Source organism: Amycolatopsis sp. PSD-21, assembly GCF_055561455.1.
In genome coordinates this window covers 3,307,860-3,321,631 of the sequence record NZ_CM145712.1, presented here as the reverse complement: position 1 = coordinate 3,321,631, position 13,772 = coordinate 3,307,860, and the positions used below count along the sequence as shown (strand labels likewise).

Sequence of the window (13,772 nt, the reverse complement as noted above, 5' to 3'; positions counted from 1 at the left end):
GCAGTCGGCCAGATTATCGAACCCGGGCGATCTTGTCAGCCGATCGGCAGAGAAAGAATGCCGCCGGTCGCCTCGCGCAGCGCGTCCCGCATCTCCGCCCGCGGCGCCGGCTGCCCGGTGAAGTACTCGGACTGCCCGAAGGCCTGATGCAGCAACATGTCCAGACCGGTCGCGAGCCGCCCGCCCCGCTCCGCGACCGCTTCGGCGAGCGCGGTCGGCCAAGGGTGGTAGATGACGTCGAGGACGCAGCCGATCCGGGACAGCTCCGCCAGATGCGGCCGGACGGCGTCCGGGGGCACGGTGTTCACCAGTACCGCCGATTCCGCCGCGAGTTTCCCGAAGTCGGCGTCCGCCCAGCGGAGGACCTCGGCGTCGAGCCCGGCCCGCTGAGCCGCCTCGACCGTTTCCGTCGCCCGTGCGGGATCCCGCACGACGAGCCGCACCGTCCGCACGCCGAGCGACGCCAGCCCGACGACGGCCGCGGCGGCGGTCCCGCCCGCACCGAGAACGACGGCGGCGTCGTCGGTGCCGGGCGTGTACTCCCCCGCGATCCGCAGCGCCTCGGTGACCCCGTCGACGTCGGTGCAGTCGGCGAGCCAACCGGTTTCCCGGCGTACCAACGTGTTCGCCGCGCCGACGGCCGCCGCGCGCGGCGTGACCTCGTCGGCGTACTCCAGCGCGGCCCGTTTCCCGGGCATGGTCACCGAAAGGCCGGTCCACTCCGGACCGAGCCCGTCGACGAACGCGGGCAGCCCGGGACCGTCCATCTCGACCCGCTCGTAGGTCCAGCCGTCCAGCCCCAGCGCGCGGAAGGCGGCGCCGTGCAGCACGGGCGAGAGCGAGTGTTCGACCGGTTTCCCGAGTACCGCGGCCTTCCGGCTAGATGACACCACGCCTCACCGCGTCGTCTCGGTTCTTCCGGTGGTCGTCGAAGTTCACCGCGAAGCAGGAAAGCCCGTTCTTCTCGCACTTGACGAAGAACAGCCACTCCCCCGCCGCCGGCTTCAGCGCGGCCTGGATCGCCTCCGCGCTCACGACCGCGATCGGTGTCGGAGTCAGGCCGACCGACTTGTAGGTGTTGTAGGCGCCCGCTTTTTCCCGTTCTTCGGGTTTGGTGAGCAGGGTCGGCCGGTCGAGGACGTAGTTGACCGTCGAGTCCATCTCGAGCCGCATCTTCTTGTCGATCCGGTTGTAGATGACCCGCGAGATCTTCCCGAAGTCGGCCTTCACCGCCTCGCGTTCGATGATCGACGCGATGACGAGCGTCTCGTAGGGGGTCTTGCCCTCCCCCTTCGACTGATCGCTCAGCCCGGCGTTCAGGATGCGCTCCGCCGAGGTCTTGACGACGAACGTCAGCAGCTCTTCGGCACTCCAGCCGGGCTTGATGTTGTAGATGCCCGGGGCGATCAGTCCTTCGAGCCGCCGGTCCTTGTGCTCGGCGTTCGTGGCGGCCTCGACGGCCCACGACGGGACGCCCAGCTTCGCCAGATCCGCGTTCTCGATCGTCTTGCGGAGCTCCTCGACCGGGATACAGGTGCTCTTGCCGTTCAGATCGGCGCAGGAAGCCTTGGACAGCAACGAATACACACCCGGGGTCACCTTGCCGTCGGGCTGGGTGATGTCGTGGAACTGGGTGTACGGCCGGATCTCGACCTGGCCGACCTTCGTCGAGGGAGCGAGCATCTTCTCGACCGCGCTGGCACCGGACATCTTCGTCTTCATGACGTAGTAGCCCTGCTGGAGCTTCGAGACGGCGGTGTTGTCCTCGCCCGCCTTCACGAACGCCTTGCCGCTGGCGACCACTCCGGCGGCCTGGAGCCGGTTGCCGATCGCCGACGTCGAGTCGCCCTTCTCCACCTGTACGAGGACGTCGCTCTCCCCTGCGCCTTCGTAGTCGTCGTACCCGAAGATCTCGGTGAAGCCGTAGTAGGCGCCACCGGCGAGCAGGACGAGCACGGTCAGCGCGGCGATCCAGCCCAGCGCGCGCTTCTTCTTGCGCTTCTTGGGCGGCGGCCCTTGACGTTCCGGGCGCTCGTCCTCGATGCGTTCGGGCTCGGCCCGGTCTTCGTCCTCGTAGTCGTCGTAATCCTCGTAGTCGTCGTACTCGTCATAGTCGTCGTACGGGTCGTCGCCGAAGATCTCGTTGTATTCCTCTTCGCTGCCCTCGGGCGGCGAACCGGGTTTCGCGCCGGGACGCCGGGCGATCGGCGCCTCCTGGATCGCGGGGAGGATGTCGGTCGGCCGCTCGTCCGGGAGCGGGCCGTCGTCCTCGAGGCGCCTCCGGCGGCCGGGGCGGGGCGCCTCGTCCTGGGCGTAGGCGGGCATGCCGAGACCCCGGTCACCCGGCTGGGCGGACCGCCGCTGCGGCGCGGGGGGCGGTGGCGGGACCGCGGGTTCCGGTGCCCGCCTCGGCGGAGCCGGACGCGGCGGCTCTTCGGCGGCGCGCCGGGCACGTGGCGGCGGCTCCTCCGGCGACCGGCGGGCACGCGGCGGTTCCCCCGCCGGACGCCGTACGGGTGGCTCAGGCGGTTCCTGCCGGACGTGCCGTCGTCCCGTCGGCTGAGGTTCGGGCCGCCGGCGCGGCGGGGCCGGGGGCGGGCTGGCCTCCTCAGGCTCCCGCAACCGTCGTCTACCGCCCTGACGGCGCTCGGGCCGGCCGTGGGGCTCGGTCATGTATCGCCCTTCCGTGCGCGATGTGCCGCTACCGCGTCGATCCACGCCTGCAGGATCTCGACCGCGGCCGCCTGATCGACGACGGCACGTTGCTTACGTCCCTTCACCCCACGCTGCGACAGCATCCTGGATGCCGTCACCGTGGTCAACCGCTCGTCGGCCAGTCGCACCGGCACCGGAGCGATCCTGGCGGCGACCTTTTCGGCATAGTCCAGCGCCGCTTCGGCCGCCGGGCCATGACGGTCCTTGAGCGTCCTCGGCAAGCCGACGACGACCTCGACCACGTCGTGTTCCGTGACGAGTCCGACGAGCAGGTCGACGTCCTTGTCGCCCGCCGCGTCGCGAGTGAGGGTAACGAGAGGGCTCGCGAGGATGGGGTCGGGATCGCTCAACGCGACCCCGACCCGGACGGATCCGACATCCACGCCAAGCCGCCTGCCACGCCCCGGATCGGACTCCCCTGGCCGATCCGGGCGCCGCTGGGGGGCGTCGTCAGCCAACTTGGGCGACCGCCGCGCGCAGGGAGGCGATGGCCTGCTCGGCCCCGGCCGGGTTGGTGCCCCCGCCCTGCGCCATGTCCGGCTTGCCGCCGCCACGGCCGCCGATCGCCTCGGCGAACGACGGGACGAGCTTGCCCGCCGCGATGCCCTTCTCCTGCGCCGCCTTCGTGGTGGCGACGACGAAGGCGACCTTCTCGCCCTGCGGGGCGAACAGCGCGACGATGCCGGGACGGTCGCCGAGCCTGCCGCGGATGTCCGAAGCCAGCGCGCGCAGGCCGTTCGAGTCGACGCCCTCGCCGAGCTTCTCCGCGACGACCGCGACGCCGCCGATGTCCTCGGCCTTGTCCGCGAGCGAGCCCGCCGAACCGAGCACCTGCTGGGTGCGCAGCTGCTCGATCTCCTTCTCGGCGTTCTTGAGCCGGGTGAGCACGTCGTCGATCCGCGACGGCAGCTGCTCCGACGGCACCTTGAAGGTGTTCGCGAGCTGCGAGACGAGCAACTGCTCCTTGCGGACGTACTTGAGCGCGTCCGTGCCGACGAGCGCCTCGACGCGGTGCACGCCGGAACCGATGGACGAGTCGCCCACCAGCTTCACCAGGCCGAGCTGGCCGATGCGGTCCACGTGGGTGCCACCGCAGAGTTCGCGGGAGTACTCGCCCATGTCGACGACTCGGACGTCGTTGCCGTACTTCTCGCCGAACAGCGCGACCGCGCCCAGTTCGAGGGCCTTGTCCTTCGTGGTGACGAAGGTGTTCACCTCGACGTTGGTCTGGAGGTAGTCGTTGACCTCCTCCTCGACCTCGGTCAGCACGTCGGCCGACACGCCGCCGGAGGTGGTGAAGTCGAAACGCATCCGGCCCGGCGAGTTCAGCGAACCGGCCTGCGCCGCGCGCTTGCCGTACGCGCCGCGCACGGCGGCGTGCACCAGGTGCGTCGCGGAGTGCGACCGCTCGATCGACAGGCGGCGGTGCTGGTCGACCGAACCGGTCAGCGTGCTGCCGATGCCGACCTCGCCCTCGGTCACCTCGACGCGGTGCACGAACAGGCCCGGCACGATCTTCTGCACGTCGTGGACCTTGAGCTCCACGCCGTCGCCGAGCAGCACGCCGGTGTCGGCGACCTGGCCACCGCTCTCGGCGTAGAACGGCGTGCGGTCCAGGACCAGCTCCGCCTTCTTGCCCGCGCCGACACTGCGCACCGGGACGCCGTCTTCCAGCAGCGCGACGACCTTCGCCTCGGCCTGCAGGTCGGTGTAGCCGAGGAACTCGGTCTCGCCGTTCTGCTCCAGCACCTTGCGGTACTCGGACAGGTCGCCGTGGCCGGTCTTGCGCGACGCCGCGTCGGCCTTCGCGCGCTGCCGCTGCTCGTTCATGAGCGTGCGGAAGCCCTCTTCGTCGACGGTCAGGCCCTGCTCGGACGCCATCTCCAGGGTCAGGTCGATCGGGAAGCCGTAGGTGTCGTGCAGCTGGAACGCCTTGTCCCCGGCCAGCAGCGAGCCGCCGGCGCGCTTGGTCTCCTCGGCCGCGAGGTCGAAGATGCGCGAGCCGCTGGTGAGCGTGGAGAGGAAGGCCTCCTCCTCGACGCGCACGACGTCCTCGATGCGGTCGAAACCGGAGACCAGCTCGGGGTACGTCGGGCCCATGGTGTCGCGGACGACCGCGGCGAAGGCGGGCAGCACCGGCTCGTGCACGCCGAGCAGGCGCGCGGAGCGGATGATGCGGCGCAGCAGGCGGCGCAGCACGTAGCCGCGGCCGTCGTTGCCCGGGGTGACGCCGTCGCCGATGAGCAGGACGCCGGTGCGGGCGTGGTCGGCGATGACGCGGAAGCGGACGTCGTCCGTGTGGTCGGAGCCGTAGCGGCGGCCGGAGAACTCTTCGGCGCGGCCGATCACCGGGCGGACGAGGTCGGTCTCGTAGACGTTCTCGACGCCCTGCAGGATCGTCGCGACCCGCTCGACACCCATGCCGGTGTCGATGTTCTTCTTCGGCAGCTCACCGATCGGCTTGTGGCCGTGCTTCGGGCTCTTGTCGCCCCGCACGTCCTGCATGAAGACGAGGTTCCAGATCTCGATGTAGCGGTCCTCGTCGGCGACCGGGCCGCCCTCGCGGCCGTAGTCCGGGCCGCGGTCGTAGTAGATCTCCGAGCACGGGCCGCCGGGACCGGGCACGCCCATGTCCCAGTAGTTGTCCTTGCCGTCACGGGACTGGATGCGCTCGCCGGGCAGGCCGGTGAGCTTCTTCCACAGGCCCGCGGCCTCGGAGTCGTCCTCGTAGACGGTCGCCCAGATGCGGTTCGGGTCGAGGCCGTAGCCGCCGTCGCTCTGGGGCTTGGTGATCAGCTCCCAGGCCGCCTCGATGGCGCCTTCCTTGAAGTAGTCGCCGAAGGAGAAGTTCCCGGCCATCTGGAAGAACGTGTTGTGCCGGGTGGTCTTGCCGACCTCGTCGATGTCCGGCGTGCGGACGCATTTCTGGACGCTGGTCGCGCGCGGGTACGGCGGCGGGGCCTCGCCGAGGAAGTACGGCTTGAACTGGACCATGCCGGCGTTGACGAACAGCAGGTTCGGGTCGTCGAGGATCAGCGGCGCGCTGGGGACGCGCGTGTGTCCCTTGTTCTCGAAATGGCTCAGAAAACGCTGGGTGATTTCGTGTGTTTCCACGGGATCGTCCTTGTATACGGGCTCGCGCGAAGGCGCTGGGAATGCGGACAGGCGGGAACGGCGAAGGGCTGGGCTTCCGGACGCGGCCGGATCAGCCCTCCGCCCGGCGAGCTCGCCGGACCGGGCGCCGCGACGACGCCGCGTGCCTGCCCTCGGTCACGGGGGCCGTGCTCAAGCCGGTCCGTTCGGACACCATGTCGTGCAACTCCTGTTCCCGTTCGCTCATCCCGGCGCGGACCTCCGCGCCGAACGAACCGACGGCGCCCGCGAGTTCCCGCACGGCGTCGCCCAGGTTCGAGGCTAACCCCGCCGGAGTGGCCTGGCGAGCGGTTTCCGTCGCTTTGCGTGACAGGGCGACGCCGGCGACCACGCCGACGCCGAGCCAGAACAGGCGCTTCATTTGCGGCCCCGCTTCTTCGCCGGACGAGAGGCTTTCGCTTCCGCCTTCTTCCGGCGCGCCTTGATGGCCTTGTTGAGGCCGTAGGACAGCGCGGCCGTCTTCACCAGCGGCCCGCCGAGCGTCGCGGTGAACACCGACGACAGCGCGGACACGTTGCCGGACACGGCCTGCGCGTTGGCGGTGATGCCGTCGACCCGCTCCAGCTGCGTGTTGACGTGCGTGATCGTCTCGTTCGCGCCGATCAGCAGCGGGTCGGTGTTCTCGTGCGCCTTGCGGATGGCGATCGTGGCCTCGTCCAGGGTCCGGCCGAGCTTGAACAGCACGATCGCCAGCAGCACGACGAGTACGACGAATGCTCCTGCGGCGATCAGCGCGGCGATCTGCCCTGCCGACACGGGCCCTCCTCAAGGGTCTGCGGTCTTTGGTGCCCGTGAGGTTACCGCGCAGGCGCCCGTTCAGCGGTGTCACCCCGCCGAACGGTCACTCAGCGCAGTGACCTCACGACCGGCGGGCGGGAATCGGACCTCAGCGCCCGCTCTTGGGCGGCGTGGTCTTCGCGTGCTTGTGCGGGTCTTCGGGCGCGCGGCCGTTGCGGCGGTCGTTGCCCGGCTGCGGGGAGGTGGCGGGGGCCCGCGTCTCCGGCGTCTCGGGCGTCGCGCGCGAAGCCGGGGCCTGGGCCGGAGGCGGCCCGGCGCTCGTGGGCGGAGCTTGGTGAACCGGCTCGGGCGTTCCCCGCGATACCGGCGGCGAAGCCGTACGAGCCGGCCCGTCCGGCGTCGTGGCGGACGGCGGCGCGACGGGCGGTGCCGCGGTGGGCGGTGTCACGGTGGGCGGCGCGGTCACGGGCGGCGGGAGCGTCGCCTGTGGCGTGGGGAACGGCCGGAGGTCCAGCGCGCTGGGCAGATCCGGCACGCCGGAGAACGCGACCAGGAGGAGGACCCCGTAACCGGCGGCGGCACCGGCACTGATCGCGGCCCGGCGGACGAAGACGCGACGACGGCCACCAGGGTCTGCGAACATCGGTCTCACGAGGCCTCCCCGCCGTCGTTTCGTCGTGATGCTCGGGAACCACGGCCATCGGGCTACCGACGCCGAGTCGACCGGTTCGGTTCTTGTGACGTTCATGTTACTGGGTCAAGGTTCCGGCATGCCTGAACTGTCACGCCGTACGTTGCTGGGCGCCACCGGCGCCGCGGCCGCCACCACTCTCCTCCCGCCGTCCGTGCACGCCGCCATGGCCGAACCCATGCGCCGGGGCGGGCTCGACGCCGTCGAACACGTGATCGTGCTGATGCAGGAGAACCGGTCGTTCGACCACTACTACGGCAGCCTGCGCGGGGTCCGGGGCTTCTCCGACACGCGTCCGCTCGAACTGCCGTCGGGGACGTCGGTGTTCGAGCAGCCGAATCCGGCGGGCGGCACGGTGCTGCCGTTCTCGGTGCGCAAGGCGGCCGAACTCGCCGGGCGGAAACCGGACGACATCCAGTACCTCGGCGACCTCGACCACAGCTGGAACGGCAGCGGCAAGGCGTGGGCCCGCGGCTGGAACAACGGCTGGATCGCGGCGAAGACGCCGGCCACCATGACCTACTACGAGCGCCGCGACATCGCGCTCCAGTACGAACTCGCGGACACCTTCACCATCTGCGACGCCTACCACTGCTCGGTCTTCGGCTCCACCAACCCGAACCGGAACTTCCTGTGGACCGGGACCACCGGGTTCGAACCGGGCAGCACGACGAACCGCGCGGTCACGAACGCGGCGTACTCCTACGACCACAAGGGCTACGACTGGACGACGTACCCGGAGCGCCTGGAGGCCGCCGGGGTGTCGTGGCAGATCTACCAGGAGTGGGACAACTTCACCGACAACGCGGTCGAGTACTTCGTGCCGTTCAAGAAGGTCGGCACGAAGATCCTGGCCTCGGTCGAGGGCAAGTTCCGCACCACCGAAGAGTTCTACGACACCCTGCTCAAGAAGACCCCCGAAGAGCGCACCAAGCTGCTGGCGCAGTTCGACGCCGGGGTCGCGAAACTGACGCCCGCCGAGCGGAATCTGTTCCGGAAGGCCATGTACCGCAGCGAGCCGGAGACGCTGGTGACCCGGCTGAAGGCGGACATCCAGGCGCGGCGCCTGCCCGCGGTCAGCTGGCTGGTGCCGTCCGCGAAGGACTCCGAGCACCCCGGCGCGTCCACCCCGGTCGGCAGCGCGAACCTGATCTACCGCGTGCTCGACGCGCTGGCGTCCGACCGCGAGACCTGGTCCAAGACGGTGCTGCTGATCAACTTCGACGAGAACGACGGCTACTTCGACCACGTCCCGCCGCCGATGCCGCCGGGGAACGCGGCCAACGACGCCGACCACTTCAACGGCCAGCCGCTCGGCTTCGGCCCGCGCGTGCCGATGACGGTCGTCTCGCCGTGGTCGATCGGCGGCAACGTCGACTCCACCGTGTACGACCACACGTCGGTGCTGCGGTTCCTCGAACGCTGGACCGGGATCGCCGAGCCGAACATCAGCGAGTGGCGGCGGACCGTCGCGGGCGATCTCACCGGCGCCTTCGACTTCTCGCGCGCCGGACGTCAGCCGCGGGTGAACCGGCCCGGCCCGGTGCCCGCGCCGATCAGCCGCTGGCGGCCGTCCGCCCCGGCGGAGCAGAGCCTGCCCGTGGCCGAGCCCGGGAACCGGCCGTCCCGTCCGCTGCCGTACCAGGTGTCGGTCTCCGGCGCGGTGGACAAGTCGGGGAACCTGGCGCTTTCGCTGGCCAACAGCGGCTCGTCGTCGGCGCATTTCGCGCTGTACCCGTACAAGGGCGAATTCCCCGAGCCCGCGCACCGCGACGTCCGCGGCGAGGCGCCGGAGCTCGTCCGGCTGGCCGGTGACGAATACCGCGTCGTCGTCCAGGGGCCGAACCGGTCGTGGTGGGAGTTCCGCGGTGACCGTCGCGGGGCCGCCGCGGGTGTCGACGTCCGGACGCGGTTCCTCACGTGGCGCTCGGGTGTCGAGTTCAAGCTGTCCAACTCGGGCACTTCGGCGCTGACGCTGCGGCTGTCGTCTTCGCGGTTCACGCGCGTCGTGCGGGTCGGGGCCGGGCGTTCGGTCACGGTGGACTGGCCGGTTTCGGGCGGCTGGTACGACGTGAAGGTCACCGCGGACGGCGATCCGTCGTTCCTGCGGACGCTGACCGCGCGGGTGGAGAACGGGCGGACCGGCGTCTCCTGCTGATCGTTCCGTGAAGGCCTCCTTCCCTACTCTCAGGGTAGGGAAGGAGGCCTTCACGGACTCACGGCCGGCGCCTCCGCCAGTACGCGAAGCAGACTGCCGCCAGCAGCGGCCCCCAGAGCAGGAGCGGGGCGTAGGTGAGTTCGAAGAAGGCGAGTTTCCAGCCGTGCAGTGTCTTCGTGGGGTAGTCGGCCGGAAGGGGATCGCCTTGGAGAGTGATCCCGGACATCTCGGTGACCACGGCGGACGTCCACAGAACGGTCAGGACCGCGGCGCCGAGAGCGGCGGGCACGACGGCGGCGAGTGGCGGCACCCGGCGGCCGCCGAGTAGCGGAATCCAGCGCGGGAAGACCTCTCCCCACCCGGCGATCAGCCCGATGGCGGTGAAGGCGATCAGCTCGGAGACGACGGACAACGCGACGACGTACACCGGCCCCGGCAACCACGACGGGAGCTGGCCCGAACCGTGCGGGCCGTCACCGCCGATGTCGAAGACGACGGTCATGATCCGCCACAGGCCGGACGGGAGCACGGTGAAAGGGATGGCGTAAGCCGCCACCTTGGCCCAGCGGGGGACGCCGGGCACCGGGGCGTGCGCCCTGGTCCACGCGGCGCGCAGCCGCCCGGTCGTGGTGGCTTGGTGGACGGTCATACGGGCTCCTCGGGTTCCGCTCGCTTGATCGGTTCCCACGATCACAGCCGCCCCGGTCCGCTTGCGTCCCTCGCCGGATGGAAGCGGGTCCACTCCATGGGGGAACGCGCCTTATTCGGTTGCGTGGAGGTCGCCGTCGTTCCTAGCGTCGCTCATGACCGTCACCCTGTACGCGCTCAGTTTCGCCGCACACGACCCGCGTCGTCTCTCCCGTTTCTGGACGGGCCTCCTCGGCCCGGAAATCGACGCCGAGACCGGTTTTCGGCTCAGCTTCGTGCCGTCGGACGAACCGAAGACCCGCCAGAACCAGATGCATTTCGACCTCACGAGCGAGTCCCTCGAAGAGCAGGAGCGGACGGTCGCCAGGGCGCTGGAACTCGGCGGACGGCATATCGACGTCGGCCAGCGCCCCGAGGAGGGACACGTGGTGCTCGCCGACCCCGAGGGCAACGAGTTCTGCGTCATCGGGCCGGGCAACGACTTCCTCGCCGACTGCGGTTTCGTCGGCGCCGTCGCGTGCGACGGTTCGCAAGAGGTCGGCTACTTCTGGAGCGAGGCGCTCGGCTGGCCGCTGGTGTGGGACCAGGACCAGGAGACGGCGATCCGATCTCCGCACGGCGGCCCGAAGATCACCTGGGGCGGCCCGCCGTTCACCCCGAAGACCGGTCCGAACCGGCTGCGTTTCGTTCTGTCCGGCCCACTTTCCGAAGTCGGGCGGCTGGTCGACCTCGGCGCCACCCGGCTCGGCACCGGGGAGGGACCGGTGGGGATGGCGGATCCCGACGGGAACGAATTTTCCTTCGTGGCACGGGCATAACACGTGCCGGATGTGGCCGGGGTGCCGGACGGCCTCCCTTCACCGGACCGCGTCCCTCACCGTGTGGATTTTGGTGCGTTGGATGACCCGAAATCCACACAGTCCGGCCGAGCCCGTCCCTGTCACCACGGGAACGAGTTTCCTTGGTGGTACGGGAAACGGCGGCATAGCACGGATCGGATGGGTCCCGAAGTATGGTCACCGCCGACAAAGCCGGACCTGACGAACCACAGGTACGCTCAGCCGTACGGCACCGGACGGAAATTGGTCTACACCTATTGACGCGCGGCAGGTCAGCGGCTCAAGCTGCTGGGACCGAGGGCCATCTTCCACTGTCGGAGGTTCGGCGTGCCAAGGAGAACCAGGAAACTACTCCCCCTGCTGGCGTCGCTCGTCACGCTGGCCGGACTCATGATCGTCGTCGTCACCCCGTCCCCGTCGAGCGCGGCGGGACATGAGGACTGCCGTCCCGACGGGCTGTACCGGACACCCGGCGTCGACACCCCCTACTGCACCGTCTACGACACCGCGGGCCGCGAATCCCTGGGAGAAGGGCATTCCCGCCGCGTGATCGGCTACTTCACCAGCTGGCGCACCGGGAAGAACGGCGCACCGGCCTATCTGGTCAACAACATCCCGTGGTCGAAGGTCACCCACCTCAACTACGCGTTCGCGCATGTGGACGCGCAGAACAAGGTCTCGGTCGGCGCGCCGAGCGCGACCAACGAGTCCATCGGCATGGAATGGCCGGGCGTGCCCGGCGCCGAGATGGATCCGTCGTTGCCCTACAAGGGACATTTCAACCTGCTGACCAAGTACAAGAAGCAGCATCCGAACGTGAAGTCGCTGATCTCGATCGGTGGCTGGGCCGAGACCGGCGGTTTCCTGAACCCCGACGGCACCCGCAACGCCTCCGGCGGGTTCTACAAGATGACGCAGACCCAGGCGGGTATCGACGTCTTCGCGGATTCCGTCGTGGAATTCCTGCGCGCCTACGGTTTCAACGGCGCGGACATCGACTACGAGTACGCGACGTCGGCGAACTACGCCGGCAACCCGGACGACTACTGGATCGCGCAGGCCAACCGGGGCACCCTCTGGGCGGGCTACGAGAACCTGATGCGCACGCTGCGCGAGAAACTCGACCGGGCGGGCGCCGCCGACGGCAAGCACTACCTGCTGACCGCCGCCGTGCCCGCGTCCGGCTGGCTGCTGCGCGGCCAGGAGGTCTACGGCGTCACGCGCTATCTCGACTACGCCAACATGATGAGCTACGACCTGCACGGCGCGTGGAACCAGTTCGTCGGGCCGAACGCCGCGCTCTACGACTCCGGCAACGACGCGGAACTCGCGCACTGGCAGGTGTACACGACACCGCAGTACGACGGGCAGGGCTATCTCAACACCGACTGGGCCTATCACTACTTCCGCGGTGCGATGCAGGCAGGCCGGATCAACATCGGCGTCGGGTTCTACACCCGCGGCTGGCAAGGCGTGTCCGGCGGGACGAACGGGTTGTGGGGCAAGGCTCCGCTGCCGGACCAGAAACAGTGTCCACCGGGCACCGGGTCACACGTCGGTTCGACGGTGCCGTGCGGCAACGGCGCGATCGGCATCGACAACCTCTGGCACGACCTCGGCCTGGCGGGCGGCGAGGTCCCCGCGGGCGCGAACCCGATGTGGCACGCGAAGAACCTCGAAAACGAGATCACCCCGGACTACCTGGAGGCGTACGGGCTGACACCGAAGACCGACCCGGCGGACCGGATCTCCGGCTCCTACAACCGGTATTACGACAACACGATGGTGACACCGTGGCTGTGGAACAACGACAAGAAGGTGTTCCTGTCCACTGAGGACGAAGCCTCGCTCGCCACGAAGGCCAAGTACGTGGCCGACAAGGGTATCGGCGGCATCATGATCTGGGAGCTGGCGGGCGACTACGCTTTCGACCAGGCCAAGGGCCAGTACTTCATGGGCGACACGCTGATCACGAAGATCAACGACGGCCTGCGCGGCGCCGCACCGTACGGCAACGCCAAGTCGCCGCGTCCCGCGCCGTCGTCGGTGCTGAACGCGAACGTGAACCTGACCGGCTTCGCGCTGGGCGACGCGAACTACCCGATCACCCCGCGGATGCGCATCACCAACAATTCGACCACGACCATCCCCGGTGGCACGAAGATCGAGTTCGACTACGGCACCAGTGCGCCCGGCAGTATGTCCGACCAGTCCGGCTTCGGCCTGACGGTCACGAGCAAGGGCCACAGCGGGCCCAACGTCGGCGGGATGAAGGGAGACTTCCAGCATGTCGCGGTGACCGTGCCGACCTGGCAGAGCATCGCGCCGGGCGCCACCGTCGAGATCCGGCTGAACTACTACATGCCGATCGCGTCGCCGTCGAACTTCACGTTCACCTTCGGCGGGACGACGTACGCGATCGCGTCGGATCACCCACGTGGCGGCGGTGCCCCGCCGACGACCACCACGACCACGGGAACGACGACGGGTACGACCACCACGACCAGTCCGACGACCACGACCCGGACGACCACCACCAGCCCGACGACGACCACGTCGGTGCCGTCCGATGCCTGGAAGCCGAACACCGACTACGCCACCGGTGCCCGCGTGACCCACAACGGCGCGGCCTACGTGTGCCGTCAGGGCCACCGGTCCCTGCCCGGCTGGGAGCCGCCGAACGTGCCTGCCCTCTGGACCCCCGCCTGACAGAGCCCGGCAGCGCGCTACGAACGGTCCTTTCCTTGCGAATTTCGCAAGGAAAGGACCGTTCCTAGCGTCCGGAGTGTCATCAACGGGTCAGGCGGACTCAGTGGCGCTCGGCGTCGCG

At 69.5% G+C, this 13,772-nt stretch carries 11 protein-coding genes; 3 read left to right on the top strand and 8 right to left on the bottom strand.

Annotation, left to right across the window (positions count from 1 at the left end; all coding sequences use genetic code 11):
* Positions 1–35: 35 nt before the first annotated feature.
* The 7 genes from ACZ1DY_RS16095 to ACZ1DY_RS16065 form a co-directional block, all read right to left on the bottom strand.
* Entirely contained in the window at positions 36–893 is an 858-nt protein-coding gene (locus ACZ1DY_RS16095) for a shikimate dehydrogenase (RefSeq protein WP_465484826.1), read from the bottom strand.
* Positions 880–2,325: an endolytic transglycosylase MltG gene (mltG, locus tag ACZ1DY_RS16090; RefSeq protein ID WP_257487765.1), complete on the bottom strand. Its 1,446-nt coding sequence runs from the start codon at positions 2,323–2,325 to the stop codon at positions 880–882. The genes ACZ1DY_RS16095 and mltG overlap by 14 nt, the downstream gene beginning before the upstream one ends.
* A 344-nt stretch (positions 2,326–2,669) precedes the next feature.
* Entirely contained in the window at positions 2,670–3,173 is a 504-nt protein-coding gene (ruvX, locus tag ACZ1DY_RS16085) for a Holliday junction resolvase RuvX (RefSeq protein WP_034318271.1), read from the bottom strand.
* The gene (alaS, locus tag ACZ1DY_RS16080) at positions 3,166–5,829 is read right to left on the bottom strand and encodes an alanine--tRNA ligase (RefSeq protein ID WP_465484825.1); all 2,664 of its coding nucleotides are present in this window, start codon (positions 5,827–5,829) and stop codon (positions 3,166–3,168) included. The genes ruvX and alaS overlap by 8 nt, the downstream gene beginning before the upstream one ends.
* A gap of 91 nt (positions 5,830–5,920) precedes the next feature.
* Positions 5,921–6,229, bottom strand: coding sequence for a hypothetical protein (locus ACZ1DY_RS16075; protein ID WP_016333063.1), 309 nt, complete (start codon positions 6,227–6,229; stop codon positions 5,921–5,923).
* The gene (locus ACZ1DY_RS16070) at positions 6,226–6,624 is read right to left on the bottom strand and encodes a DUF948 domain-containing protein (RefSeq protein ID WP_465484824.1); all 399 of its coding nucleotides are present in this window, start codon (positions 6,622–6,624) and stop codon (positions 6,226–6,228) included. Before ACZ1DY_RS16070 ends, ACZ1DY_RS16075 begins: the two co-directional genes overlap by 4 nt.
* A gap of 130 nt (positions 6,625–6,754) precedes the next feature.
* Positions 6,755–7,258 (bottom strand): hypothetical protein, encoded by a 504-nt coding sequence (locus ACZ1DY_RS16065; RefSeq protein WP_465484823.1) that lies wholly within the window; start codon positions 7,256–7,258, stop codon positions 6,755–6,757.
* Between the two features lie 118 nt (positions 7,259–7,376).
* Between ACZ1DY_RS16065 and ACZ1DY_RS16060 the strand changes: the two genes are divergently transcribed.
* Entirely contained in the window at positions 7,377–9,455 is a 2,079-nt protein-coding gene (locus ACZ1DY_RS16060; protein ID WP_465484822.1) for a phosphocholine-specific phospholipase C, read from the top strand.
* A gap of 58 nt (positions 9,456–9,513) precedes the next feature.
* Here the strand turns inward: ACZ1DY_RS16060 and ACZ1DY_RS16055 are convergent, their stop codons facing one another.
* The gene (locus tag ACZ1DY_RS16055; protein WP_465484821.1) at positions 9,514–10,104 is read right to left on the bottom strand and encodes a hypothetical protein; all 591 of its coding nucleotides are present in this window, start codon (positions 10,102–10,104) and stop codon (positions 9,514–9,516) included.
* 154 nt (positions 10,105–10,258) lie between these two features.
* On the opposite strand from ACZ1DY_RS16055, the gene ACZ1DY_RS16050 reads away from it, so the two are divergent.
* A complete protein-coding gene (locus tag ACZ1DY_RS16050) occupies positions 10,259–10,921 on the top strand; it encodes a VOC family protein (protein ID WP_465484820.1) in 663 nt (220 codons plus the stop codon).
* Positions 10,922–11,269: 348 nt separating this feature from the next.
* A complete protein-coding gene (locus ACZ1DY_RS16045) occupies positions 11,270–13,651 on the top strand; it encodes a chitinase C-terminal domain-containing protein (protein ID WP_465484819.1) in 2,382 nt (793 codons plus the stop codon).
* Positions 13,652–13,772: the final 121 nt, after the last annotated feature.

Excerpts from the sequence above, each read along its gene's own strand:
- ACZ1DY_RS16050 (WP_465484820.1), top strand. The coding sequence starts at position 10,259 with ATGACCGTCACCCTGTACGCGCTCAGTTTCGCCGCACACGACCCGCGT.
- mltG (WP_257487765.1), bottom strand. The coding sequence starts at position 2,325 with ATGCCCGCCTACGCCCAGGACGAGGCGCCCCGCCCCGGCCGCCGGAGG.
- ACZ1DY_RS16055 (WP_465484821.1), bottom strand. The coding sequence starts at position 10,104 with ATGACCGTCCACCAAGCCACCACGACCGGGCGGCTGCGCGCCGCGTGG.
- ACZ1DY_RS16075 (WP_016333063.1), bottom strand. The coding sequence starts at position 6,229 with ATGAAGCGCCTGTTCTGGCTCGGCGTCGGCGTGGTCGCCGGCGTCGCC.
- ACZ1DY_RS16060 (WP_465484822.1), top strand. The coding sequence starts at position 7,377 with ATGCCTGAACTGTCACGCCGTACGTTGCTGGGCGCCACCGGCGCCGCG.